Annotated in this window: 22 protein-coding genes; 10 read left to right on the forward strand and 12 right to left on the reverse strand. The window is 63.2% G+C overall.

The window, feature by feature from the left end; all coding sequences use genetic code 11:
- Positions 1-257: 257 nt before the first annotated feature.
- The 5 genes from RTP54_RS30005 to RTP54_RS30025 form a co-directional block, all read right to left on the reverse strand.
- The gene (locus tag RTP54_RS30005; RefSeq protein WP_312367664.1) at positions 258-2,927 is read right to left on the reverse strand and encodes an EAL domain-containing protein; all 2,670 of its coding nucleotides are present in this window, start codon (positions 2,925-2,927) and stop codon (positions 258-260) included.
- A 103-nt stretch (positions 2,928-3,030) separates the two neighbouring features.
- Positions 3,031-3,219 carry a DUF3008 family protein gene (locus RTP54_RS30010; protein ID WP_112812011.1) on the reverse strand — a complete coding sequence of 63 codons (189 nt, stop codon included), beginning with the start codon at positions 3,217-3,219 and terminating at the stop codon, positions 3,031-3,033.
- A 68-nt stretch (positions 3,220-3,287) separates the two neighbouring features.
- Positions 3,288-4,901 carry a cisplatin damage response ATP-dependent DNA ligase gene (locus tag RTP54_RS30015; RefSeq protein WP_312367665.1) on the reverse strand — a complete coding sequence of 538 codons (1,614 nt, stop codon included), beginning with the start codon at positions 4,899-4,901 and terminating at the stop codon, positions 3,288-3,290.
- A 3-nt stretch (positions 4,902-4,904) separates the two neighbouring features.
- Positions 4,905-5,915 carry a ligase-associated DNA damage response exonuclease gene (locus tag RTP54_RS30020; protein WP_312367667.1) on the reverse strand — a complete coding sequence of 337 codons (1,011 nt, stop codon included), beginning with the start codon at positions 5,913-5,915 and terminating at the stop codon, positions 4,905-4,907.
- Positions 5,916-6,006: 91 nt separating this feature from the next.
- Positions 6,007-6,960, reverse strand: a complete 954-nt coding sequence (locus tag RTP54_RS30025) for a nucleoside hydrolase (RefSeq protein ID WP_112812014.1) — start codon at positions 6,958-6,960, stop codon at positions 6,007-6,009.
- Between the two features lie 251 nt (positions 6,961-7,211).
- Here RTP54_RS30025 and RTP54_RS30030 point away from each other — a divergent pair, with 251 nt between their 5' ends.
- The gene (locus RTP54_RS30030; protein ID WP_312367669.1) at positions 7,212-7,865 is read left to right on the forward strand and encodes a hypothetical protein; all 654 of its coding nucleotides are present in this window, start codon (positions 7,212-7,214) and stop codon (positions 7,863-7,865) included.
- A gap of 91 nt (positions 7,866-7,956) precedes the next feature.
- Here RTP54_RS30030 and lysS read toward each other — a convergent pair whose 3' ends face one another.
- Together lysS and gltX are read right to left on the reverse strand one after the other, a co-directional pair.
- Positions 7,957-9,453 carry a lysine--tRNA ligase gene (gene lysS, locus RTP54_RS30035; RefSeq protein WP_312367671.1) on the reverse strand — a complete coding sequence of 499 codons (1,497 nt, stop codon included), beginning with the start codon at positions 9,451-9,453 and terminating at the stop codon, positions 7,957-7,959.
- Between the two features lie 10 nt (positions 9,454-9,463).
- The gene (gltX, locus tag RTP54_RS30040) at positions 9,464-10,921 is read right to left on the reverse strand and encodes a glutamate--tRNA ligase (protein ID WP_112812016.1); all 1,458 of its coding nucleotides are present in this window, start codon (positions 10,919-10,921) and stop codon (positions 9,464-9,466) included.
- A 256-nt stretch (positions 10,922-11,177) separates the two neighbouring features.
- Here gltX and RTP54_RS30045 point away from each other — a divergent pair, with 256 nt between their 5' ends.
- Positions 11,178-11,525 (forward strand): ArsR/SmtB family transcription factor, encoded by a 348-nt coding sequence (locus tag RTP54_RS30045; RefSeq protein WP_112812017.1) that lies wholly within the window; start codon positions 11,178-11,180, stop codon positions 11,523-11,525.
- Positions 11,526-11,761: 236 nt separating this feature from the next.
- Positions 11,762-12,142 (forward strand): VOC family protein, encoded by a 381-nt coding sequence (locus RTP54_RS30050; RefSeq protein ID WP_112816022.1) that lies wholly within the window; start codon positions 11,762-11,764, stop codon positions 12,140-12,142.
- 323 nt (positions 12,143-12,465) lie between these two features.
- Here RTP54_RS30050 and RTP54_RS30055 read toward each other — a convergent pair whose 3' ends face one another.
- The 3 genes from RTP54_RS30055 to RTP54_RS30065 form a co-directional block, all read right to left on the reverse strand.
- Positions 12,466-13,221 (reverse strand): TerC family protein, encoded by a 756-nt coding sequence (locus RTP54_RS30055; protein WP_112812019.1) that lies wholly within the window; start codon positions 13,219-13,221, stop codon positions 12,466-12,468.
- A gap of 114 nt (positions 13,222-13,335) precedes the next feature.
- Positions 13,336-14,175 (reverse strand): AraC family transcriptional regulator, encoded by an 840-nt coding sequence (locus tag RTP54_RS30060; RefSeq protein ID WP_312367673.1) that lies wholly within the window; start codon positions 14,173-14,175, stop codon positions 13,336-13,338.
- A 110-nt stretch (positions 14,176-14,285) separates the two neighbouring features.
- Positions 14,286-14,942: a TetR/AcrR family transcriptional regulator gene (locus RTP54_RS30065; protein ID WP_312367685.1), complete on the reverse strand. Its 657-nt coding sequence runs from the start codon at positions 14,940-14,942 to the stop codon at positions 14,286-14,288.
- 208 nt (positions 14,943-15,150) lie between these two features.
- Between RTP54_RS30065 and RTP54_RS30070 the strand changes: the two genes are divergently transcribed.
- The 5 genes from RTP54_RS30070 to xylB all read left to right on the forward strand — a co-directional run bounded on the left by RTP54_RS30070 (position 15,151) and on the right by xylB (position 21,919).
- Positions 15,151-16,368: an HlyD family secretion protein gene (locus RTP54_RS30070; protein WP_112812022.1), complete on the forward strand. Its 1,218-nt coding sequence runs from the start codon at positions 15,151-15,153 to the stop codon at positions 16,366-16,368.
- A gap of 70 nt (positions 16,369-16,438) precedes the next feature.
- A complete protein-coding gene (locus RTP54_RS30075; protein ID WP_112812023.1) occupies positions 16,439-18,028 on the forward strand; it encodes a DHA2 family efflux MFS transporter permease subunit in 1,590 nt (529 codons plus the stop codon).
- Between the two features lie 121 nt (positions 18,029-18,149).
- Positions 18,150-19,265, forward strand: coding sequence for a metallophosphoesterase (locus RTP54_RS30080; protein ID WP_409517234.1), 1,116 nt, complete (start codon positions 18,150-18,152; stop codon positions 19,263-19,265).
- Positions 19,266-19,353: 88 nt separating this feature from the next.
- Positions 19,354-20,391, forward strand: coding sequence for a LacI family DNA-binding transcriptional regulator (locus RTP54_RS30085; RefSeq protein WP_312367674.1), 1,038 nt, complete (start codon positions 19,354-19,356; stop codon positions 20,389-20,391).
- Positions 20,392-20,464: 73 nt separating this feature from the next.
- Positions 20,465-21,919, forward strand: a complete 1,455-nt coding sequence (xylB, locus tag RTP54_RS30090) for a xylulokinase (protein ID WP_312367675.1) — start codon at positions 20,465-20,467, stop codon at positions 21,917-21,919.
- A gap of 38 nt (positions 21,920-21,957) precedes the next feature.
- Here xylB and RTP54_RS30095 read toward each other — a convergent pair whose 3' ends face one another.
- Entirely contained in the window at positions 21,958-22,317 is a 360-nt protein-coding gene (locus tag RTP54_RS30095) for a nuclear transport factor 2 family protein (protein WP_112812027.1), read from the reverse strand.
- A gap of 137 nt (positions 22,318-22,454) precedes the next feature.
- Between RTP54_RS30095 and xylA the strand changes: the two genes are divergently transcribed.
- Together xylA and RTP54_RS30105 are read left to right on the forward strand one after the other, a co-directional pair.
- The gene (gene xylA, locus RTP54_RS30100; RefSeq protein WP_312367677.1) at positions 22,455-23,765 is read left to right on the forward strand and encodes a xylose isomerase; all 1,311 of its coding nucleotides are present in this window, start codon (positions 22,455-22,457) and stop codon (positions 23,763-23,765) included.
- Positions 23,766-24,138: 373 nt separating this feature from the next.
- Entirely contained in the window at positions 24,139-25,650 is a 1,512-nt protein-coding gene (locus tag RTP54_RS30105) for a globin-coupled sensor protein (protein ID WP_312367679.1), read from the forward strand.
- Here RTP54_RS30105 and RTP54_RS30110 read toward each other — a convergent pair.
- On the reverse strand, positions 25,641-26,052 hold a 412-nt coding region (locus RTP54_RS30110), incomplete at its 5' end, for a hypothetical protein (protein ID WP_312367687.1). The two genes, RTP54_RS30105 and RTP54_RS30110, sit on opposite strands and share 10 nt — an antisense overlap.

The following is a 26,052-nucleotide window of genomic DNA, read 5'->3' on the forward strand; positions in this document are numbered from 1 at the left end:
TTTCCCCGCGTATTCGATCGTACCGTTCCCTTCTCTTGGGCATCATGGAAATTGGGTGCCGAAGCCCCTTGAGGACCATCGCCGATGCAACGGTCGCAGACGACGCCGTCATGATCCGCATAGCGGTGACAGCCGTATGTTTTTATGACGATTTTACCGGGGGCTGCCAAGCCTCGAAGACCGGAAAAATGTGAGAATGCGTCATTTTCGACCACCCCGGCCACGCGTCGAGCTGCGGCGGGTGGGTCGCGGCGATGTCAGGCCGCCTGCCACCTGCGCTCGAAGATGAAGGTGGCGAGATCGTTGGCGCTCATCGGTCGGGCAAAGGCGTAGCCCTGGAGGCCGTGACAACCGAGCTCTTGCAGAATGCGGGCATGCTGGCGCGTCTCCACGCCCTCGGCGATCACTTCGATGCCGAGCGACGTGCCGATGTCGATGATCGATTCGACAAGGCGTTTTTCCGCAGGCGAATCCAGGATTGGCAGAATGAGCTGCCGATCGATCTTCAGGCGACGCGGCGTCAGTTTCAGCAGGCTGAGGATCGAGGCATAGCCGGTGCCGAAATCGTCGATCTCGATGTCGATGCCGAGTTCCTTGATGCGCCGAATGTTCGACAGCACCGTGACGTCGCTTTCGTCGAAGGAGATCGATTCCAGGAGTTCGAAGGACAGGCGACCCGGCGGGATCTGCAACTGCTCGAGACGGTCGATCAGCCCCTCGTCGTGAAGGCGGGCATAGGACAGGTTGACCGAGACCTTCGGGATATGGATGCCATTGGCTTGCCAGCGGTAGATCTGGAACAGCGCCTGCTCCAGGATCAGCTGGTCGATGGAGGCGACCACGTTGATGTCCTCGGCGGTCTTGAGGAAGGTGTGCGGCCCGAGCAGACCCTTGGTCGGATGATCCCAGCGCGCCAGCGCCTCGACGCCGATGACTTCGAGGGTCCGGGGGCAGAACTGCGGCTGGAAATGCGCGATGAATTCCTTGTGCTCCAGGCCGCGAAGGATCTCGTCGGCGGTCTGCTTGGTCTTGAAAACGGCGGTCTTAAGGTCGCCCGTGAAGGTTTCATGCCGGTTGCGGCCGCGGCGCTTGGCTTCGTAGAGGGCGATATCGGCATTGACGAGGATCTGCGCCAGGTCGTCGGCAGGCGCAGACTGCGCTGCAATGCCGATGCTGACGCCGATGCGGCACTCCTGATCCTTGTAGCGAACCGGAACGCTCATCGCCTCGATGATCGAGGACGCGAGCCGCGCGTCGGGCTCGGCACTGTCCTCCGGGCGGACGATGACGAATTCGTCGCCACCGATGCGGGCGACGAAGTCCCTCTCCTTGGCGTTGGCGCGCAGCAAGGCGGCCGCATGGCGCAGGATCTCGTCGCCGGCGGCATGTCCGAGCGTATCGTTGATCTGCTTGAAGCGGTCGAGGTCCATATGGAAGATGCTGAGCCTTGCTTGCTCGTCGAAGTGGTGGCTCCTGTCCGCCAGCACCTGATCGAGAAAACGCCGGTTGGGCAAGCCGGTCAGCGGGTCGTGCAGGGCGTTGAATTCCATGCGATGGCGGGCCGCTTCCAGCTCGGCGCTGTGCGCCTCTGCCTGGCGCTTGGCTTCCGACAGCGTCGCGCGGGTCGTGATGTCGGCGGTGACGTCCCAGTTGACGCCGACGAGCTTCCTGCGGCCGTCGGCACCGCTATAGACGGAGCCGACCGCACGAATATGGCGAAGGGTGCCGTCAGGCAATTGCACCCGAAACTCGGAATTGTAGGCGGCGTCGGCAAGAAGCGCTTGCGCGAACTCCTGTTCGGCTCGGGCGACATCGTCCGGATGCAGGGTGGTCTTCCAATCGTCATAGGTTTTGCGAAGCGAGCCGCTTTTGCCGTAGAGCTCCTTCATCCGCTCGTCCCAAAGCAGCTTGCCGCTCTCGATATCGAGTTCCCAGATGCCGATCTGCGACGTATCGAGCGCGATCTTCAGGCGATGCGACAGCTCCTGCAATTGCGCCTTGCTCTGCCTGAGGGCGCGAATGTTGTTTTGCCGCTCGCTCATCAATCGGCCGGTCAACAGCATCGGCAGGACGATCATCAGGCCGCCGGCGATAATCAGTGCGCGGATAAGCCAGGCGTTGCGCGCCGTCTGCGGCCAGCCGCCCTTGGGCACGGCAGCGATATGCCACGAGCCGCCGGGCAAAAGGACCGTCATCTCCACCGGGGCGTTATCGAATATCCTGGCATCGCCGAAGAAGGCGGCACCACCGCTGCCGGTGCCATCGCGCCCGGTAATCGCGATGTCGATGCCCAGCTTGGATGAGCGTAGGCCGCTGTCGTTGTAGAGACGATCGACGTCGATGACGGCCGACACGATCCCCCAGAAGCGATTGCTGCCGCCGCCGGCGTCGATCGAGACGGGAAACCGGCCGATCAGCCCGCGGCCGCCCTGCACCAGATCGACCGGACCGGCGAGCACCATCTTGCCCGTGTCCCTGACCTTGAACACGGCGGCGCGTTGCGCGTCGTTCTTGCGGTAGTCGAGACCGATCGCCTTCTCGTTGCCCTGCAGCGGATAGGCCATGCGCACGACCAGGTTGGGGGCTGCGGCGATGCTGCGCAGCTGCGAGCGCTCGGTGAAGATGCTGCGGGAAAGGGCGGAGAAGCGCTCCTGGCTCATGGCCGGTTCGGTCACGATGGTGCCGATCAGACCGCGCACGAGCTGGATATTGCCGTTGATGCCGGCTTCGAGCTTGGAGCGGATCGGGTTGAGTTCGCTGGCAACCTGCGAGCGCACGCGCGCTTCCGAGACCACCTGGTTCTGATTGTCTGCAAGGATGCCCGCCACAAGAACGACGAAGGTGGCGATGATCGCGGGAAGGTAATTCGGCGTCAGAACCCCGGAAAGTTTCTTTCTTCCGAGATGGAGGGCATGTCTGGCAGGCACAAGATCACCCCGGCGGCGTCAAAAGGATTGCGAACAACCGGGATGATCCCAAACTGGTGTTAATATTTGTTGTTTTAGTTTCGGCTTTTATGTTCGGCTATGCTCATTTATCCGTCGTCCGCTCGGGCAGTTTCTTGCGCTTGGTTGCGGCGAGATCTTCAAGTTCGCCTTCCGTCATGGATTTTTCCATCTCGCGCGAGGCGCCCTTGAGTTCGGATTTCTTCATGTCTCCGCGTTTGGCGGCAAGCGCTGCGCCGGCCGCCTTCTGCTGTGCCTTGGATTTTGCCGGCATGTCGCATCTCCTTGCGTGCGTTCGAGTTAATCAAACGCCAGCCGGGCCCGACGGTTCCCGGTTTTCGATCACGATTTGCTCTCGATCATCGCCTGCAGGGTTTCGAGCCGGTCGGCCTCGTGGGGGAGCTTGTCCTGCCGCAGCCTGGCAATGCGGGGAAAGCGCATGGCGACGCCGGACTTGTGCCGCGTCGAGCGGTTGAGGCCCTCGAAGGCGACCTCGACGACGAAGCCGAAGGCCGGCTCTGCCCTGACCGCCCGGACCGGGCCGAAACGTTCGGTGGTATTGTCCCTGACGAAGCGGTCGAGAATTTCGAGCTCGGCATCGGTGAAGCCGAAATAGGCCTTTCCCACCGGCACCAGCGTTTCCTTGCCGTCGATCTCGGTCCAGACGCCGAAGGTGAAATCGGAGTAGTAGCTGGAGCGCTTGCCGTGGCCGCGCTGGGCATACATCAGCACGGCGTCGACATTGAACGGCGCGCGCTTCCACTTGAACCATGGCCCCTTGGCGCGACCGGCCGTATAGGGCGAATCCAGCCGCTTCAGCATGATGCCCTCGATGACGGGATCGGGCGGATCGGACCGCATCTGGTCGAGCTCTTCCCAGGAGGAAAACGGCACGAGCGGCGACAGGTCGAAATGCTGCGGCGAGGCGCTCGCCACCAGTTCGCTCAAAAGCGCCCGCCTTGCCAGGAAGTGTTCCCCTCGCACATCGACTTCATCGGAAAAGAGCACGTCATAGGCGCGGATGAAGGCAGGGTATTCGTCGAGCATCTTGCGGCTGACGGTCTTGCGGTTGAGCCGTTGTTGCAGGTCGGAAAAGGTCCGGGTGGCGCGGTTAGTGCGAGCCGTGCCGCCGACCAGCAGTTCGCCGTCGATGATGCCGGAGAAATCGGCCGCCTCCAGCACGTCGGGAAAGGCGCCGGAGATTTCGTCGCCGCTGCGCGAATAGAGCCTTTTGGTGCCGCCGATATTGGCAAGCTGCACGCGGATGCCGTCCCATTTCCATTCGGCGGCAAAATCCTTGGGGTCAAGCCCATCGAGGTCGCCTTCGCCGACCGGCGTTGCCAGCATCACCGAATGGAAGACGGCGGGTGTCGACAGAACCGGCCTCTCCGCCTCACCGGTAAGCCAGCGGAAGAGCGGGAGATAGGGCGGCGCCAGCCCATGCCAGAGGGTCTCGATCTCGGTGACATCCTTGCCACCCATTTCGGCCAGTGCCTGTTTGGCGAGCTTGGCGGAGACGCCGATGCGCAGGCCGCCGGTCACCAGTTTCAGGAAGGCGAAGCGCGCCGGGGTGTCGAGCCGGTCGAGCATGTCGCGAACGACGCCACGCACATGGGCGCGGCCGGTCGTCTGCAGCTTGTCGATGGCGTCGCCAAGCGGAATGTCGTCTGGCACCACGCCTTCGGGCGGCTCCCAGACCAGTGATACGGTCTCGGCGAGGTCCCCGACGTAATCGTAGGAATAGCGAAACAGCACCTCGTCCATGCGCTCGAGCAGCAAGTCGCGGATCATCGCCGGCTTGACGGTGGCGAGCGACAGGGTGCCGGCGATCGCCGCCAGCGCATAGCCGCGGTCCGGATCGGGCGCGGATCGGAAGTAGTCCGCCAGAAGCCGGATCTTGGCGTTGCGCTGCGGGGTCAGCACGAGGCGGTCGAGCAGTTCGGCGAAGGCCTTCATTGCTCATTCCCCCTCGTCGTCGTAGCCGACGAGATGCAACGGTCGCGCAGCGATACCCTGAAGCTCGCACCAGCGCACCAGCGCCTCTTCGCGCCCGTGCGTGACCCAGACCTGCGCCGGGCCGATCTCGCGGATCGTCTGCGTCAGCTCCGGCCAGTCGCAATGGTCGGAGATGACCAGCGGCAGCTCCACGCCGCGCTGCTTGGCCCGCTGCCGGATCATCATCCATCCCGAGGCGAAGATGGCCAGCGGATCGACGAAGCGCCGGGCCCAGCGGTCGGCAAAGGCAGAGGGCGGCCCGATGACGATGGTGCCGGCAAAATCCTGCTTCTCGTCGGCGGCGAGCGTCGCCGGTCGCAATTCGCCAAGGTCGATGCCTTCGCCGCGATAGTAATCGCAGAGCCGCTGCAGGGCGCCGTGAATAAAGATCGGCGCATCATAGCCCTGCTCGCGCAGAAGGGCGATCACGCGCTGCGCTTTGCCGAGCGCATAGGCGCCGACCACATGGGTGCGCTCGGGGAACTGTTTGAGCGATGCCAGAAGCCGCTGCATCTCGGTGCGGTCGTCGGGATGGTGGAAGACCGGCAGGCCGAAGGTGGCTTCGGTGATGAAAACGTCGCAGGCGACCGGCTCGAAGGGGAGGCAGGTCGGGTCTCGCCGTCGCTTGTAGTCGCCCGAGACGACGATGCGCGTGCCCCGGGCCTCGACCGCGATCTGCGCCGAGCCGAGAACATGGCCGGCCGGGTGGAAACGCACGGTCACACCGTTGACGTCGATCGTCTCGCCGAGCGTCGCGGCCTGGCTCGTGCCGCAAAAGTCTTCGCCGTAGCGGATGCGCATGATGTCGAGGGTTTCGCGGGTGGCGAGTACCTGGCCGTGGCCGGAGCGTGCATGGTCGGAATGGCCGTGGGTGATCAGCGCGCGGTCGACCGGTTGCACCGGGTCGATGTAGAAATCCCCGATCTCGCAATAGAGACCTTTCGGGGCGGGATAGAGCAGGGCGTCCGGTTTCATGCCCTTAGAGATAGCTGGCGGAAAGGGATCCGCCAGCCGTCGCCGCAAAGTTTTTCGAACGGTCGGTGTGGCCGATCCATCCGAGACGGCTTCAGCCGTTCAGCGCCAGCGTGTCGCCGATCAGCTTCAGCGTTCCGGCCGCGTCGATATCGACGCAGGCCTTCTGGCTCGGCAGCTGGTCCCACGGGCTCGGCGGGAACAGCCGGCTGTCGGGCTTCTGGATCGTCTGGCCGTCGGCAATGCCGCCACAGACGACGCGGATGACGCCACTGCGCACCTTGAACAGATCCGGCGCCACGACATAGGCGCAGGCGCAGCTGTCATGCACCACCATGCCGTCGGGCACGTGCTGTTCGTAGAAGGTGATGTAGAATTGCGAGATGTCCGAAAGCAGCTTTGCCGGTGCGCCGCCGCGCGCGGCGATGTCGGCGAGCATCGACTTGGTCATCACCGTCTTGGTGGTGACGTCGAGACCGACGACGGTGACCGGCCAGGGTGCCGTCATGACGACGTCGGCAGCCTCGGGATCGCCATGGATGTTGGCTTCGGCAGCCGGCGTGATGTTGCCGTTGACGTCGAAGGCGCCGCCCATGATCACCACTTCGCGCACCAGCGGCGCAAAGTCGGGATCCTCGCGCAGCGCCAGCGCCAGGTTGGTCATGCGACCGACGGCAACCAGCGTCACTTCGCCGGGATTGGCGCGAACGGTGTCGATGATGAAGCGGTGGGCGGCACGCGGATCGACCGGCAGGTCGATCGTCTCGGGCACGTCGATGTTGCCGAGGCCGTCGTCGCCGTGGATGAAGGTCGGCCAGCCGACATGCGGCCGGTCCGGATTGAAGGTCTTGTCGAGACCCTTTGCCACCGGCGCCTGGATGCCCCACTCGCGCTTCAGGAACAGCGCATTGCGGGTCGTCGTTTCGACCGAGGCGTTGCCGAAGACCGTGGTGATGCCGATGAGATCGATATCCGGATGGCGGTGAAGGAAGAGGAGGGCCATCGCATCGTCGATGCCCGGATCCGTATCAAAGATAACCTTGTGCATGTGTCCTTCTTTTCTTTTTCTTGCGTTTGACGGGTCGCAATGGAGGCAAGATGCCTGCGAAAGTCAATCGTGGATCGATCAGAGCCGCATTTCCCCGACCGCAAGCGGGAAAAGGCCCTGGCTCACTCTGTGTTGTTTTCGATCACAAGCCGGCTGCGGCCGCTTAAACTTTCCGAAAGGTCGCGCGCCTATCCTTGGCAGGCGCCTTCGGGCCTTGTTTCAGTTCCTGTTGTGACAGTGGAGCCACTCTCTTGAAGGCTATTCTCGGCAAGTTGCGCCCGTCCAAGCGGTTGCTCGTCATTCTTGTCGCGGCCTTCGGGGTGTCGGCGGCTTCAGGTGCAGCGGCCGTCTATGTCGGCCGCGACGCGCTGATGGAGCGCATGTCCAAGCCCGCCACCTCCGGTCTCGAATGCACGCTCGTGCGAACAATCAAGCTCGGTCATCACGGCCAACGCTGGGTTCGCATGCATATCAAGACCGATCGGGCCGATGGCGAAGCGCGCATGCGCACGGCATTGCGCGTCGTCGGTGCGCTCTCCAAGTCAGAGAAGGCCGATCTCTACCAGGTCGTCGTTCTGGATGCCGCCGGGCCGGAATTGCGGGCCGAGGTCCGTGGCGCCGCGATCGGGGCGCAGGTGCTGTTCGCACCGGGCCCGCAAAGCGTTCCGGGCATGGATCAACCGTTTCGGGCGTCCTACAATAAAGGCACGGCAAACTCCGCCGGTTTCTTTCACGGCAGCACGGTCGATCTTTCCGTTGGCGACATCCGCGACATGATGGCCGGCATGGAAGATCGTTCGCCCTGCGTCGACCCCAATGCCGTTGCCGAGGCCGGCGAGGTCGTGACCGAGGCCGCAGCGGCGGAGCCGAAAGCCGAAAGCGCCGAGGCGCCGGCCGGCCACTGACGGATTGTTTGCGCAATCGAATGACATAGCCAACGAAAAAAGCCCGCCGCAATCGCGCCGGGCTTTTTGTTTCATGCCATCGCGGCGCTGATCAATCGGCCTTGTTGCGGCGCGCCGGGAACAGGATGATGTCGCGGATCGATGGCGCGTTGGTGAGCAGCATGATCAGGCGGTCGACGCCGATGCCGAGGCCACCTGCCGGCGGCATGCCCTGGTCGATGGCATCAAGGAACTCGTCGTCGAGCTGCTTGGCCTTTTCGCCGCGCGCATGCGCCTGCTCCAGCTGCTCGACCATGCGGGCGCGCTGCTCTTCCGGATCGTTGAGCTCGGAAAACGCGTTGCCGAGTTCCCAGGTGTTGCAATAGGTCTCGAAACGCTCGACGAGGCGCGGTTCGCCCGGAACTTCCTTGGCAAAGGGCGAGATGTCCTTCGGGAAATGGGTGACGTGCGACGGCTGGATCAGCGTCGGCTCGACCTTCTCTTCGAAGACGAAGGCGAGGCACTCGCCCCAGGTCCAGTCCTTCTCGACTTCGAAACCGGCTGCCTTGGCGGCAACGCGGGCTTCCTCGTCGGTCTTCATCGCCAGGAAGTCGATGCCGGTCGCTTCCTTGACGGCATCCGGCATCGGCACGCGACGGAACGGACCCTTGAAGGAGATTTCCTTGTCGCCGAACATGAATTCGGTCGAGCCGTGGATCGACAGAGCGAGCTTCTCAAACAGCCGCTCGACGAGGTCCATGATGTCCTCGTAGTCGGCATAGGCCCAGTAGCACTCCATCATGGTGAACTCGGGATTATGCCGCGTCGACACGCCTTCGTTGCGGAAGTTGCGGTTGATCTCGAACACCTTGTCGGTCAGGCCCGATACCAGCGTGCGCTTCAGGTACAGTTCCGGCGCGATGCGCAGGTACATGTCGAGCTTCAGCGTGTTGTGGTGGGTCTTGAACGGTTCGGCCGTGGCGCCACCGTAGACCGAATGCAGCATCGGGGTTTCGACTTCCATGAAGCCGTCGTCTTCCATGAAGCGGCGGATGCCCGAGACGATCCTGCTGCGCTGCTGGAAGCGGAGCTTGGATTCCTCGTTGGTCATGATGTCGAGGTGGCGCTTGCGGTAGCGCAGCTCGATGTCGGAGAGGCCATGCCACTTCTCGGGCATCGGCAGCAGCGACTTCGTCAGCATTGTGATCGCCTGGGCGTTGATCGTCAGCTCGCCGCGCTTGGTGCGGCGTACGACGCCGGTGACGCCGATGATGTCGCCGATGTCGATCATCGGCAGCAGTGCACGCGCGTCTTCCGGCGTGGTGTCCTTGTGGCTGAAGATCTGGATCTTGCCGGAGGCGTCATGGATGTCCATGAACATGCCGGAGTTGCGCGACGAGTAGACGCGACCGGCGACCGTGACGACGTCCTGCGTCTCGGTGTCGAGCTCGAGGCTTTCGTATTTCGCTGCCAGTTCGGCATTGGTCATCGTGCGGTGGAAATGCGCCGGATAGACGTCGCCGATCTGTTCGCGCAGCAGCTTCAGCTTCTGCGCGCGCACTTCCGTCACGTCGGAGGAGAGGGCTGTTGTCTCGGTCTTGTCGTTCATCGTCCTGTCCTTACTTTCCGCTGCCGGCCATCGAGGCGGCGACCTGGCCCGCAACCTTCAAGCGCTGGCGCACGACCGAGCGGCCGAGCAGTTCCATGCTGTCGAAGAGCGGCAGGGAGCGCGACGAGCCGGAAACCGCGACGAACAGCGGCGCCAGCACGACCTTGAGCTTCTTGCCCATGCGGTCGGCGATGGCGCGCAGTTCCGCCTCGATCGTTTCCTTGTTCCATTCGAGGATCTTTTCCAGGTCCGGCTGGACCGTGTTGAAGATCTCGACCAGTTCTTCCGGGCTCGACTTGATCTTGGCGAAGGCCGAGGGTTCGAGACCGAGGTCGGACTTCAACAGGAAGTCGGCAAGAGCCGGCAATTCGCCGAGCTTGGAGATGCGCGACTGCGACAGCTTCAGGCCCTGCTTCAGGCGATCGTTTTCCGACGCCCAGGCGAGAACCCGGCCGAGGAATTCGTCGTCGCTCAGCTTCTCGCGGATCCAGCGGCCGTTCAGCCAGTCGAGCTTCTGGATGTCGAAGATCGCGCCGGACTTCGACAGGTTGTCCGGGTCGAACTTTTCGGCAAGCTCGGCCATCGTCATCAGCTCTTCGCCTTCGGCGATCTGGATGAAGAACAGGCCGAGGAAGTTCATCAACGCTTCCGGCAGATAGCCGAGCGCCGAATAATAGGAGATCGAGGTCGGGTTCTTGCGCTTCGACAGCTTCGACTTGTCGGCATTGCGCATCAGCGACAGGTGCATGAACACCGGCGGCGTCAGGCCGAGATACTGATAGATCAGGATGTGCTTGGGAACCGAGGCCAGCCACTCCTCGCCGCGCGCGACGTGGGTGATCTTCATCAGATAGTCGTCGACGACGTTTGCCATGTGGTAGGTCGGCATGCCGTCGGCCTTGAGCAGGACCTGCATGTCGACCGAATCCCACGGGATTTCGACGTCGCCGTAGACGCCGTCGGTGAACTTGCAGGAACCCTCGGTCGGGATCTTCATGCGCACGACATGCGGCTCGCCGGCATCGACGCGGCTCGTCACTTCCTCGGCGGAAAGCGTCAGGCAGTGGCCATCATATTTCGGCTGCTTGCCGGCGGCTCGCTGCGCTTCGCGCATCTGCTCCAGCCGCTCGGGCGTGCAGAAACAGCGGAACCCGTGGCCGTTCTTTTCGATCTGGCGCACGTAGTCGAGATAGATGTCCTTGCGGTCGCTCTGGCGGTAGGGCCCATAGGGGCCGCCGACATCGGGGCCTTCCGACCATTCCAGCCCGCACCATTTCAGCGCATCCAGCACCTTCTGCTCGAACTCCGGCGTCGAGCGCGTGGCATCGGTATCCTCGATCCGGAGGATGAAGGTGCCACCGTGCTTCTTTGCGAAGAGATAGTTGAACAGTGCGATATAGGCGGTGCCGACATGCGGCTCGCCGGTGGGGGAGGGTGCGATGCGTACCCGAACTGCTGAATCTGCCATGGTCTTTGCCCGTTTTACGTGCTTCTCGCCCCTTGCCGGAAGACAAGTCCGGCCGCCGGGCGCGCATTTTATGGGAAGGAAAGGCCCGTAGGGGTGCCGCACCAGCGGTATCGGCGGGCTATTCCAGTCGGCTCGCGTGAGACCATAGAACATGGAGCATGTCAACGGAAAGTGGATCACGCGGGTTTTTGTTGACACCGCCGGTGGCGGGTAATATTGAACCGAGAGGTTATTTAACTAAAGGGTTTTTTAGGAAATGCATGAAGATCGCCTGTCGACCACGCTCTCAGCCCTTGCCGACCCCACGCGCAGGGCGATCCTTGCCCGGCTTTCGCTCGGCGAGGCCTCGGTCGGCGAACTGGCGGAGCCGTTCGAGATGAGCCTGCCGGCCGTGTCCAAGCACCTGAAGGTCCTCGAGCGCGCCGGCCTGATCAGCCGCGGCCGCGAGGCGCAATGGCGTCCCTGCCGGCTCGAAGCCGCGCCCTTGCGCGACATCAACAGCTGGCTCGACAGCTACCGGCGCTTCTGGGAAGAGAAGTTCGACCGCCTCGACGTCTATCTGCAGGAGCTGCAGAAGGGGGATCCGGAGGCGGAGAAGAACTGATCGCTGGGATCTTGCCGGCGTCCGGCGCCCGCGCTAGACATTTCCCCGTCGAAAAAGGCAGGACCGGATATGGTAAGCCCGGTCCCTTCGAAAGGCTTTCCTGGCCTTTGCGAAGCTCTGCTCGAACCTGATCGTTCGAACCCGCGGCGTGGTTCCGATGCATCCGCATCGGTCCGCGGCGGGGTGTATCCGGATCAGACGCAGTCCGCCGCGTTTCTCAAACACGGAGACTGCACATGCGACTGAACCATCTCGATCTTCACAGCCCCGTCGTTGCCGAAACAGCGACGTTCTTCATCGACCATCTCGGCTTCGCACTGGTCGAAAGGCGCGGCAAGGATGCCTTCTACCGCCTGACCGACGGTGCCGGCATGGTGCTGGTGATCAGCCCGCCGATCGCAAGGCAGGGCGGTGGCGACCAGGTCACTCTTGGCGCCCAGACCTATCATGTCGGCTTCCTGCTGCCCGAGAGGTTGCAGGTCGAGGAGGCCTACCGGCGCATCCTGCCGACCGGTATGCGTATGAGCGAGCCGGAAGAGCGGCATGGCGCATACGTCTTCTACGTCGTCATCCCCGGCAACATCCTGGTGGAAATCGGCCACCGCCCCGATGCCTGACGCCTGACGCCAGGGTGGCAAGGGGAACGATCGTCCGTCTCGGACGTTTTTCAACTGGGAGGCGCGCGCTGTGCCAATCGGACATGACGGAGGTGGAGAACGCGGGAATTTTTCCGATTTCTTCCCGCGGCCAACGAAACGGCAGTCGAGCTCCCTTACCTGTCCGGCGCGCGGTCTCGCCAACGCCCCGCAGCAAGCTGGCCTGCATCCCCGGGTTTCCCGGGGATGCAGGCCTTTTTCGTCAATTCGACAAACAAGACGCCCGCAAGCAAAAAGGCGGAGCATCGCGCTCCGCCTTTTCATCGATTGGAAACGGCAGCCGGTCAGTGCGGCTTGCCGGCGTTCTTCTTTCGCAGTCGCGCGTTGCGCGCCACCATGTTGAGAACCTCGACCAGGGCTGAAAACGCCATGGCCGCGTAGATGTAGCCCTTCGGCACATGCAGGCCCATGCCTTCGGCAATCAGCGTCGTGCCGATCATCAGGAGGAAGGCGAGGGCCAGCATGACGATCGTCGGGTTCTTCTCGATGAAGTTGGCAAGCGGGTTGGCGGCAAGCAGCATCACTGCGACCGCCGCCAGAACGGCGATGACCATGATCGGCAGGTGCGGCGTCATGCCGACCGCGGTGATGATGCTGTCGACGGAGAAGACCAGATCGAGCAGCAGGATCTGGCCGATCGCCGCGCCGAAGCTGTTGATTGCCGAAGAGGCGATGAAATCCTCGCCGTGGTCGCTCGGATCGACGCTGTGATGAATTTCCTTGGTCGCCTTCCAGACCAGGAACAGGCCGCCGGCAATCAGGATCAGGTCCTTCCAGGAGAAACCATGCCCGAAAACCTCGAAGACCGGCGTGGTCAGCTTGACGATCCAGGCGACGGTGCCGAGCAGCGCGAGCCGCATGACGAGCGCCAGGCCGATACCGATGCGGCGGGCCTTTTCGCGGTGTTCCGGCGGCAGCTTGTTGGTCAGGATGGAAATGAAGATCAGGTTATCGATGCCGAGAACCACCTCCATGACAACCAGTGTTATGAGGGCGACCCAGGCGGTCGGGTCCTGGGCTAGCAGCATTAAATCCTGCATCGGCGATCTTTCCTTGTGTCGGTGGCGCGTCGTCGCGCAAGAATCGCGGCAGTATTTAAGCAACACAGCGAAGGTGACAAGCGCCGCCGGCCGTTTGCGGCGGCGCTTTACCGTTTATGGTCGGATCGGAATCCACATTTCCACAACGCCCATGCCCGAATGCGGGTCGAAACGATCGTCGTAGCGCTCGATCAGGTCGGGCGTTTCGCCGTGCTGCAACCCGGATTTCGGCAACCAGGTGCCGAAGATATGCTGTGCGGTTGTCGCGATCGACGATATGTGGCCGCGATGCAGGAAAACGGCGTAGCGCTGCTTCGGCAGCCTGATCGTCGAGAATCCGGCGGGAAGTGCCGCTGTGTCGTCGACTTCGGCCGCCGCCATGTAGCGGAACGTGCCGGCGTCGCTGTTGCTCTCACTGCAGACGCCATAGGCAACCTTGCCCTTCTGGCCGGAAATGCTGCCGAAATGGGCGTTGAAGCGCTGCCACAGAGAGGGAATGCCTTCGGTGCGGCCATAGGCATAGGTGTCGGCAAGACCGGCCAGAACCAAAGGCGGGCTGTCTTCGAAGCGGGGCGGGTCCAGTTTGAGTGTGCGGGTGTCGTCCATTCTGATTGGCTCCGTCAGTGTGATGTTGCTGAGGTGCCCTTGCTTGCGCACGGTCTCCGGCGTCACGCCGAATTGCTCGCGAAAGGCACGGGTGAAAGCCTCGTGCGAGCCGTAACCTGCCTCGAGGGCCACCGCGAGAATGTTGGAGGAACCGTCGGCAAGGCTCTGCGCGGCACCGCTCAGACGCCGTGCGCGGATATAGGCGCTGATGGAGTGCCCCGTCGCTAGCCCGAAGACACGCGACAGGTGAAACCGCGAGAGGCCGGCAGCCCCGGCGATCTCCTCCAGCGATATATCGTTCGCGAAATGGCTCTCGATGAACCAGATCGCCCTTCCGACAGCACTCATCTTCACTCCCGTGGCAGACACCCATGCTCATAGGGTCTTGCCGCAAGGCGCGCTTGATCGCAATTGCTGGATTGAGGACGTGACGGTGCGGACGCGCCGCCGGGCCGGGCTCAGTCTACCCGTGTTTTTGGCCCGTATGCGGACATGAACACTCTGACGGCTGCGGCAACGGTGCCCTCGATCTGTTCGCGCGGCGGTGCGGTGCACATGCCGCCAAACAGCCGGTGCTTGAAGAGGCCGGCCTGGGCCATCTCGATGAACTGCCGGGCGGCCATTTCGGTATTCTCGATGTCGAGCGTGCCGGCCGGAACCTGACGGTCGAGATAGGCCTTGAGCACGGTGTAGCCGTTTTCGGGCGCTTCGCTGAAGAAACGTTCGGCCAGATGCGGCATGCGGTCGATGACGCCGATGACCATGCGCATCGACCTTATCGTCTCTTCCGCCGTCATGCTGGTGGTCAGCGTCACGCCGAAATCGAAGAGCGATTCCTCGACGTCGTCATGATCGTTGAGCGCATGCTTGGCGGTCTGGACCACGCGGGTCTTGCCCTGGATGATCAGCGCCTTGAACAGGTCTTCCTTGTTCTCGAAATAGACGTAGAGCGTGCCCTTCGAGACGCCGGCCTCGCGGGTGATGTCGTTCATGCTGGCGGCGTCGAAGCCCTGGTTCATGAAGGCGCGCCGGGCGCCCTCGAGGATCTGCTCGCGCTTGGCAGGGTCTTCACCCGCCGCATGGCGTCCGCCGCCGGGACAAAGCTGGTCGTCCATGCCGTTGTCGGGCTGGATGGTGTCTTTCTGTCCGGTCTGTGCTGGTTCCATGATCGCCGTCTGTACCCGTCCCGTTCGCATTAAATTACGTTCATCGAACCGCGTGGTTCGATTCCCTCTTGATATGCGACGTCAAAGCGACTAAGTCAAGCTTCGATCGAACCGAACGGTTCAGTTCAATCACCACTCTTTAACCAGGCCGGTACCCATGTCCGCATCAAAAACGTCCAGCGCCGCTCGCGTTCGCCCTGTCGGCGAGGATTTTGAAGTTCCGCAGACCCCTGAGGCCGCGCCCGAAGCCAAGGCCGCGACGGCCGAGGCGCCTGCCGCCGTGCAGGAGCCTGCTGTCGACGCCGCTGCAAAAAAGAAGAAGCGCAGCCCGATCCTGCCGGTTCTCGGCCTTGCGGCGATCGCGGCTGCCGGATGGTACGGCTATGACTGGTGGACCAATGGTCGCTTCATGGTCTCGACCGACGATGCCTATATCGAAGGCGATATCGCCACGATTTCTCCCAAGGTCTCGGGCTATGTCGCCAAGGTCGACGTCGTCGCCAACCAGCAGGTGAAGGCCGGCGACCCGCTGGTCACGCTCGACGACGGCGACTATCGCATCGCCGCCGAGCAGACCGAGGCCCAGATTGCCACGCAGAAGCTGGCGCTCAGCCGCTTCGATGCGCAGATCGCCGGTGCCAAGGCGAGCCTTGCGCAGGCGGAAGCCCAGAAAAACGCTCTCGAAGCAACGGTGCGCGGCGCCGAACTTGCGCAGAAGCGCGCAAGCGACCTCCAGTCCAAGGACGTCGGCACCGTTGCCTCGCGCGACAATGCCGATGTGGCGCTGGATCAGGCCCGGGCCAACCTTGCCGGCTCCGATGCCAATATCGCGACAGCCAACGCCAACATCACGGTCCTGCAGGCGCAGCGCGCCGAAGCGGAAAGCCAGATCCGTTCGCTCGAGCTTGCCCGCGACAAGGCCAACCGAGACCTCGGTTTCACCGTCCTGAAGGCACCCTATGACGGGGTGATCGGCAACGTCGCAGTCCAGGTCGGCGATCTCGTCTCCGCCGGCCAGCGTCTGGCGGCGCTCGTGCCGGTCGACCAGCTCTACATCGACGCCAACTTCAAGGAGACCCAGATCGCGCATCTGGTTCCCGGCTCGAAGGTGAAGGTCCATATCGACGCCTATGACGCGCACGCGGTCGAAGGCACTGTTGCCTCGATCTCGCCGGCATCCGGCTCGGTGTTCTCGCTGCTTCCGGCTGAAAACGCCACCGGCAACTTCACCAAGGTGATCCAGCGCGTTCCGGTGCGCATCACGCTGCCGGCCGATGTGCTGGCGGAAGGCCATTTGCGAGCCGGCTTGAGCGTCGTCGTCGATGTCGACACACGCACGGCGCCGGCCGACACCAAGGTCGCCGCCACGAAGTAATCGGGCCCGACGCGCCGGCGTGTTCGATCGAACGCGCCGTCCGCGCCTTCATACGCAGGGAGTGGCTCAGATGGCCGCAACGGCAACAGCAGGCTCGGTGGCGGCAGCCGCACCGAAGGCCGAGGAACATATGGATCCGAGAAGGCTGATCGCCTTCTTCGCCATGGTCGTCGGCATGTTCATGGCGATCCTCGACATCCAGATCGTCTCGGCTTCGCTTGCCGAAATCCAGGCGGGCCTGTCGGCCGGCTCGGACGAGATCGGCTGGGTGCAGACCTCTTATCTCATCGCCGAAGTCATCATGATCCCGCTGTCGGGCACGCTGGCGCGCATCGTGTCGACCCGCGTGCTGTTTTCGGTGTCGGCCGCCGGCTTCACCGCGGCCAGCGCGCTGGCTGCGACCGCCACCAACATCGACCAGATGATCGTCTACCGGGCGATCCAGGGCTTTATCGGCGGCGGCATGATCCCGTCGGTCTTCGCCGCCGCCTTCACCATCTTCCCGCCCTCCAAGCGCAACATCGTCTCGCCGATCATCGGCCTGATCGCCACGCTGGCGCCGACCATCGGTCCGACGGTCGGCGGATATCTCAGCCACGCCTTCTCCTGGCACTGGCTGTTCCTCGTCAACGTCATCCCCGGCATCATCGTCGCGACGCTGACCTGGACCTTCATCGACTTCGACAAGCCGGAATTGAGCCTCTTCAAGAAGTTCGACTGGTGGGGGCTCGCCTCGATGGCGATCTTCCTTGGCTCGCTCGAATATGTGCTGGAAGAAGGCAACGCCAACGACTGGTTCAACGACGATCACATCGTCATGGGCGCCGTCGCTGCCGTCATCGCCGCGGTGATCTTCTTCTACCGCGCCTTCAAGGTGGAATTCCCGGTGGTTGACCTCAGGGCCTTTGCCAACCGCAACTTCGCCTTCGGTTCGATGTTCTCCTTCGTCATGGGCATCGGGCTCTACGGCCTCACCTATCTCTACCCGCTCTATCTCGGGCGTATCCGCGGATACGATTCGCTGATGATCGGCGAGACCATGTTCGTCTCGGGTCTGGCGATGTTCGTCACCGCGCCGGTCGCCGGCTTCCTGTCGGGCAAGCTCGATCCGCGCGTGCTGATGACCATCGGCTTTGCCAGCTTTGCCAGCGGCACCTGGATCATGGGTCACCTGACGGCCGACTGGGACTTCTACGAGCTGTTCATTCCGCAGATCCTGCGCGGCGTCGGGCTGATGCTGTGCATGGTGCCGATCAACAACATCGCGCTCGGCACCATGCCGCCGGCGCGCATGCGCGGCGCATCGGGCCTGTTCAACCTGACGCGCAACCTCGGCGGCGCCGTGGGCCTCGCGGTGATCAACACCATCCTGACCCAGCGCCAGGACCTGCACTATGCCCGGCTCTCCGAGCATATCCAGTGGGGCAACCCGGAGGCGATGGAACAGTTCAACAACATGGCGGCCAAGTTCAACGCCCATGGGCTCGACGGGGCGACGATCGCCATCAAGCAGCTTGCGGCGATGGCGCAGAAGCAGGCGACGATCCTGTCCTTCAGCGACGTCTTCGTCATCCTGACGGTGCTGTTCCTGTCGCTGATCCTGGGGGTGATGATGATCAAGAAGCCGGAGGGTGTAGGGCCGAGCGGCGGCGGACATTAGCGCCGGCGCCAAGGCCTAGCCGCACGGTTTACGCGATCGCCGCGTTGCGGCACAATCCGGCCGGAAGCAATCTCCGGCCGGCCCTCCGTTGGCACACGGCCGGGTGCAAACGGGGGCGTTCATGCAGGCATACCGGCGTTTCGGCATCTCGCGGCGTTCCTTCCTTGCCGGTACCGCCGGCATGGGGGCGGCCCTTTTGGCGCCGCAGGCAAGGTCAGCCGCCCGCCCGCCCATCGATGCCACTTTCCTGTTTTCCAACGACGTCCACGCCTGCCTCGTCTCGACCGAAGGCCTCGCGCCGAACTGCGCTGCGGAAGGCAAGACCGACGACAACCTGCTGCGCCACGTGGCAGTGCTCAATGCTCTCCCGGCAATGAATTGGCCCGAAACCGTCGGCGGCCAGCCGAGCGGGCTTGGCAGCACGGGCAGGCGGATCGGCAAACCGCTCGGCCTGGTGCTGGGCGGCGACCTGACCGACGACGGTGGCGGGCAGGTGCGCCAGCCGCGCGAGGGGCGGCAGCTGCAGCAGTTTTCCAGCCGCTATCAGGAGGGGCCGGGCGCCGATCGCGTGCACTTTCCCGTCTATCTCGGGCTCGGCAATCACGATCTCGACCAGGACGGCCCGCCGCCGCATGTGGACTGGTATCGCCGCGAACTGCGCGACTATGTCGAGCTCAATCATCGCCAGACGGTGTTTTACAAGCCGCCGGTGCCGGTGACCAATTACGATCCGATGTCGGACTGCTATTCGTGGGATTGGGGTGGGCTGCATCTCATCCAGCTCCAGCGTTTCGGCGGCGATATCAGCAAGGGTGCGGTCGATGCGCTTCCCTGGTTGAAGCAGGATCTGGCGAACTACGCCGCTGATGGCCGCTCGGTGATCCTGTTCCAGCATTACGGCTGGGACGCGTTTTCAACCGAAGTCTGGGATGCGTCGGCCAAGACGTTCGACGATCACGGCGACGGCCCGCCGCATTGGTGGAGCCTGCAGCAGCGTCAGGCGCTGGTCGACGCCATCAAGGGCTACACCGTTATCGGCCTGTTTCATGGGCACCAGCACGAAACGGCGATGATCTACAGCCGTGATGGTCTCGACCTGTTCAAGCCGAAGGCCGCCTATATGGGCGGTTTCGCGCTCGTGCGCATCACCGACGGCTTCATGGACGTGGTGCTGGGCGAGGCCGGAAAAGGTCACGGCGAGGTCGTTTTCACGCAAGGCTTCAGCAAGCGTTTTTAGCCAGCGAAAACAGCGTTCCGCTGTCCTCTTCGTATTTTTGATTTACGTACATCAAAAATTCCTCTAAGGCAGTTTGCGGGAGGAAATGATGCGTCCTACAGTTCACGACATTGCTGCGGAAGCAGGCGTCAGCCTTGCCACCGTCGACCGGGTTTTGAACAATCGCCCGGGGGTGAGGTCGGTTACGCGCGACAAGGTCGAGCGCGCGATCGCGACGCTCGGTTACGTCAGGGACGTGGCGGCGGCCAACCTAGCAAAGAGCCGCAGCTATCCGCTGATCTTCATCTTGCCGGAGGGTGAGAACGCCTTCATGCGTGGGCTGGAGGCGGAAATCGAAGCCGCGAGAGCCCGCTCCGCCGTCGAGCGCACCGACATTACGATCGTGTCGGTTCCCGCCTTCGACGCGGCGGCCCTGGCCAATGCGCTTGATGACGCCCGCAGCCACGGACCGGCGGGCGTCGCCGTCGTCGCCGTCGAGGCGCCGGAAGTGGTGGCCGCCGTCGCGCGGCTGCGCGAGGACGGCATTGCCGTCGTCACGCTCGTTTCCGACCTGACCGGTTCGCAGCGCGACCATTTTGCCGGTGTCGACAACCTGGCCGCCGGGCGCACGGCGGGCAGCCTGATGCGCCGTTTTCTCGGCAGTCGCGAAGGACCTGTTGCCATCGTCGCCGGCTCGATGCGGGTGCGCGACCACAGGGATCGTCTCGAAGGTTTCACGGCTGCCGTCAACGAGGGCGACACCGGGCGCGTTCTGCTGCCGGTGGTCGAGGGTCACGACGATCCGGGCGAGGTCGAGGCGCTGGTCGACGACCTGCTGGTCGCGCATGCGAACCTTGCCGGCATCTACAGCCTCGGTGCCGGCAACCGCGGCCTGATCGCGGCGCTCGAAAAGGCCGGGCGCCAATCCGGCATCTGCGCGATCGCGCATGAGCTGACGCCCTACAGCCGTGCCGCGCTCGTCTCCGGCACGATCGATGCGCTGCTCAACCAGGATGCCGGTCACGAGGTCAGGAGCGCCATTCGCGTGCTCAAGGCCCAGGCCGATGGCCTGTCGATGATCGAGGCGCAGGAGCGCATCCGCATCGAGATTTTCCTCAGGGACAACCTGCCGGTCGACCCGGCGTGACGTTCTGAATTCGTACCGTACCTGCCGAAGGGCCGTCTTGCGCCTTTCCTGACACCACACAATGGAGGCCTGAATGTATCTCGGACTGGATCTCGGCACGTCGGGCGTCAAGGCGATGCTGATCGACGACGGCCAGCGCATCGTCGGCTCGGCCTCCGGCGCGCTCGATGTTTCGCGGCCGCATCCCGGCTGGTCGGAGCAGGATCCTGCCGATTGGGTACGCGCCACCGAGGAGGCGATATCGGGCCTGAAGGCGGCGCATCCGGCAGCGCTTGCGGCGGTGCGGGGCATCGGCCTCTCCGGCCAGATGCATGGCGCCACGCTGCTCGATGCCGACGACAAGGTGTTGCGCCCCTGCATCTTGTGGAATGACACCCGCAGCTTTCGCGAGGCGGCCGCCCTCGACGCCGACCCGCAGTTCCGAGCCGTCACCGGCAATATCGTTTTCCCGGGGTTTACGGCGCCGAAGCTCGTCTGGGTGCGGGAAAACGAGCCCGAAATTTTCGCCAGGGTGCGCCGGGTGCTTCTGCCGAAGGATTATCTGCGTCTGTGGCTGACCGGCGAGCATATCTCGGAGATGTCGGATTCGGCCGGGACCGCCTGGCTCGATACCGGCAAGCGCCGCTGGTCTGAGAGCCTGCTTTCGGCCACCGGCATGGACGAACGGCAGATGCCGGCGCTTGTCGAAGGTACCCAACAGGCAGGAATGTTGCGGTCGGACCTTGCCGCGCGCTTTGGCATTTCCGGCACTGTCGTGGTTGCCGGCGGCGCCGGCGACAACGCGGCGTCGGCCTGCGGCATGGGGACCGTTGGTGAAGGCCAGGCCTTCGTTTCGCTCGGGACGTCGGGTGTGCTTTTTGCCGCCAATGCGAGCTACCTGCCCAATCCGGCGAGCGCCGTTCACGCATTCTGCCATGCGCTGCCGGACACGTGGCATCAGATGGGCGTGATCCTGTCGGCGACCGACGCGCTCAACTGGTATTCGGGCATCGCCGGGCGCAGTGCCGCCGACCTCAGCGCCGAGCTCGGCGAGACGCTGAACGCGCCCAGCGGCGTCACCTTTCTTCCGTATCTCTCCGGCGAGCGCACGCCGCACAATGATGCCGCCATCCGTGGCGCCTTTGCCGGGCTCGGCCACGAGAGCAGCCGCGTGGTGCTGACGCAGGCGGTGATGGAAGGCGTTTCCTTCGCCATCCGCGACAGCCTGGAGGCTCTGCGTGCGGCCGGCACGACGCTGTCGCGGGTGACCGCGATCGGTGGCGGCTCGCGGTCGCGCTACTGGCTGAAGTCGATCGCCACCGCACTCGATCTGCCCGTGGACCTGCCTGCTGACGGCGATTTCGGCGCTGCCTTCGGCGCCGCGCGCCTTGGTCTGATTGCAGCCACCGGTGCCGATCCGGTTGCGACCTGCACTGCGCCAACGACAGCAGAAACGATCGCTCCGGATGCTGGCCTGGTGGCAGCCTACGAAGACGCCTACCAGCGCTATCGCCGTCTCTATCCGGCTATCAAGGGCGCGACGACGTGACGGCGCCGCGCCCTTCCATGGCTGATTCCGGCCGAGCGTTATTGCGCCGGGACCTTGTCGATGAAGCCGGTGACCTGCTTCAGCCGGCCGTTCTCGATCACGCCGACATCGGTGCCTTCGATGACGGAATCGACGCCTTCGGGGCCCAGTGCCCAGGAGAAGCGGATCGTGTCGGCAAAGCCGTCCGGCGTGCCCTTCAGCGTGAAGACGAAGCCCGGGAACTGGCCCTTGACGCCAGCGATCAGGCCGCCGATGCCCTCATGGCCGTCACCCTGCATGATCGGGTCTCGATAGGCGACGTCGGCGGTAAAGGCTTTTTCGATCAGCGCGTTGCGGCTGCCGGCCTCGGCGTTCCAGGCGGCGATATAGGCTGCGGCGATCTGGTTGAAGTCGTTCATCTGAATGTTCCTTCCGTTGGCGTTTCGATGCCCCAGTTCTCGCCCGCCGAGGGAATGAAACCAATTACCTTCCACGTAATGGCCAGAGGTTTCGCCATGGCGACGCCGGCACACCATCTTTCAAGAGGAGCTACACCGTGAGCACGGGATTTTTCGGAGATATCGCCAAGATCAAGTATGAGGGACCGGAGAGCGCCAATCCGCTCGCCTTCCGCCACTACAACAAGGACGAGGTCGTCTTCGGCAAGCGCATGGAAGATCACCTGCGCTTTGCGGTCGCCTATTGGCACACCTTCGTCTGGCCGGGCGGCGACCCCTTTGGCGGCCAGACCTTCGAGCGCCCCTGGTTCAAGGACACGATGGACGCGGCCAAGCTGAAGGCGGATGTCGCTTTCGAATTCTTCCAGCTGCTCGGCGTTCCCTATTACTGCTTCCACGATGCCGATGTGCGGCCGGAGGGGCGCAATTTCGTCGAGAACACCAAGAACCTCAACGAGATCGTCGATTACTTCGCAAAGAAGCAGGCCGATACCGGCGTCAAGCTGCTCTGGGGAACGGCCAATCTGTTTTCCAACCGCCGCTACATGTCGGGTGCGGCCACCAACCCGGACCCGGATGTTTTTGCCTTTGCGGCAGCGACCGTGAAGACGTGCCTCGACGCCACTCAACGCCTCGGCGGCGAGAACTACGTGCTCTGGGGTGGGCGCGAAGGCTATGAGACCCTGCTCAACACCGACCTTTCGCGTGAGCTCGACCAGCTTGGCCGCTTCGTCAACCTGGTGGTCGAATACAAGCACAAGATCGGCTTCAAGGGCGCGATCCTGATCGAGCCGAAGCCGCAGGAACCGACCAAGCACCAGTACGACTACGATGTTGCCACCGTCTACGGCTTCCTCAAGAAGTACGGCCTGGAAAAGGAAGTTCAGGTCAACATCGAACAGGGCCACGCGATCCTCGCCGGCCACTCCTTCGAGCACGAGCTGGCGCTTGCCAATGCGCTCGGGATCTTCGGTTCGATCGACATGAACCGCAACGACTACCAGTCGGGCTGGGACACCGACCAGTTCCCCAACAACGTGCCGGAAATGGCGCTCGCTTACTATCAGGTCCTGGCCGGTGGTGGTTTCAAGTCCGGCGGCACCAACTTCGACGCCAAGCTGCGCCGCCAGTCGCTCGATCCGGAAGACCTCTTGATCGCCCATATCGGTGGCATGGACTGCTGCGCCCGTGGCCTCAAGGCGGCAGCGCGGATGATCGAAGACAAGGCCCTGTCGGCGCCGCTCGATCAGCGTTACGCCGGCTGGCAGGTGCCTGAAGCCAAGAAGATGCTCGATGGCGGCTTCTCGCTGGAAGAGATCGAAGCCTGGGTCTTGAAGTCCGACCTCAACCCTGAGCCGAAGTCCGGCAAGCAGGAACTGCTGGAGAACGTGGTCAACCGCTACGTCTGATGCGCTACGGCGCTAGAGCGTTCGCGTCAACGGAGGCGGAGGGAAACCTTCGCCTCCTTTTTTACAGAACCCGCCCGACGGGGCGGGCGTATCAGAAATCAATCGCACTTTCTGGTTGTTGTTTTCCGTGCGGGCAATGCGATGCTCTCCCGGTCGATTCGAGCTTTCTGCGACCTTCAACGTCATGCGTACCGCGCTTCTGACGGCAGCTATCCACGTGTTCATCTGTCAATCTTGAATAGCATAACTCGTCATATACAATTTACAGTTATTTCTACTTTATAACATGATAAATTTCCGAATCAGGGTGCACCGCGCCTGATGAGGGCGGCCACTCTACACGCGACGATCGCGGCCAGGGGGAGGCAACCGAATGACGCAATTCGATGCAAAGACCAAACTGCTGAACGAGCGCCTGCACTTCGTCGATCTCGACGACAGTCAGCGCTCGGCACTTGCCAGTTCATTGCCAGTCATCTCCGCATCGCTCGATGCGGCACTCAACACGTTCTATTCAAAAGCCAAGGCCAATCCTGAAACCGCGCGGTTTTTCTCCAGCGAGGCCCATATCCAGAGCGCCAAGGCAAGGCAGGCAAGGCACTGGGAGCTGATCGCGTCGGCCAAGTTCGACGCCCAATATGTCGACGCTGTCACCACCATCGGCAAGACGCATGCGCGCCTCGGGCTGGAGCCGCGCTGGTACATCGGTGGTTACGCGCTGATCCTGGAGTCGATCCTCAAAGGGGTCATCGAAAGCCATCTCAAGGGCTTCCTCCATCGCAACAAGGCCAAGGAGATCGGCACTGATGTGGCGGCGGTGGTCAAGGCGGCGATGGTCGACATGGATTACGCCATTTCCGTCTATCTCGAAGCGCTGCAAGAGGCACGCGAGCGCTCGGAGGCGGAACGCGAGGTTCTGAGCGGCCAGCAGGAAGAGGCGCTCGGCGCGCTTGAAAACTGTCTGCGCCGGGTGGCCGACGGCGATCTGACTGCGGTGATCGCCAGCGAGCTTGCGCCGCAATTTGCAAGCCTTCGCTCCAATTTCAACGCAGCACTCGGCAAGCTCGACCAGGCCTTCGGCGCGATCGTCGGGGCAGCGGACGAGACGTCGAACAATGCCGGCGAACTGGTGTCGGCCACCGACGACATGGCGCGGCGCACCGAGCAGCAGGCGGCATCGCTGGAGGAAACGGCGGCGGCACTCGAGCAAATCACCACGATCTCGAAGGAAGCGGCATCGCGGGCCGAGGAGGCACGACGCGTGGTCGGTACCGCCACCGAAGAGGCGCGAAAATCGGGCGCCGTCGTCGAGCAGGCGGTCAGCGCGATGAGCGCCATCGAGGAATCGTCGCGCCGGATCACCCAGATCATCGGGGTGATCGACCAGATCTCGTTTCAGACCAACCTTCTGGCGCTCAATGCCGGCGTCGAGGCGGCAAGAGCAGGGGAGGCCGGCAAGGGGTTTGCCGTCGTCGCCCAGGAGGTACGGGAACTGGCGCAGAAGTCGGCGGAGGCAGCGCGCGAGATCAAGCAGCTAATCGACAAGTCGTTCGAGGACGTGCTTCTCGGCGTGTCGCTGGTCAATCGGACGGGGGAGGCGCTGCATCATATCGGCGACCAGGTCATTCATATCAACGGACATATCGATGCGATCGCGGGCTCGGCTCGCGAGCAGTCCGCGGGCATCGCCGAAATCAACACGGCCGTAACCAACATGGATCAGATGACGCAGCAGAATGCGGCCATGGTCGAAGAGACAAGTGCCGCGACCCATACGCTCATGCAGGTGAGTACCACGCTGAAGGGGCTGGTCGATCAATTCACCGTATCGTCGGCGCGCCAGGCAAAGCAGGGCTTTGCCTCCGGAAACCGGCGCTACGGATGATCGTCACAATCAGCGGCGGATGCGGAGAAGGGACGCCATGATGGCGTCCCTTTTTCGTTGGCGCCGCAACGGTTGCCCAGAGCCCGGCGGTACGGTGGCTGTCTTGCCGCCTGTCCGGGAAGCGCCTTGAACGGATCTGCAAAAACCCTCCGAAGCTCGGTTGCCCCATGCAAAAAATCTGCTAGTTTCGGCGCCTGCAACGTTTCAGGTTCTTCAGTCGAAGCGAAAATGAAGCCAGGTTCCGCTTCTTCCTGTCGTTGGTGAAAAAAGCCGGTTCCGCCGGCAGTCGTACCATCAGGAGGATGTTCGCGTTGAAAACGATCAAGGGCCCCGGTCTGTTTCTGGCGCAGTTTGCGGGGGATGCGGCGCCGTTCAACTCGTTTGCGTCGATTGTGAAATGGG

Origin of the sequence: Ensifer sp. (genome assembly GCF_031989085.1) — a bacterium.
GTDB lineage: Bacteria > Pseudomonadota > Alphaproteobacteria > Rhizobiales > Rhizobiaceae > Ensifer.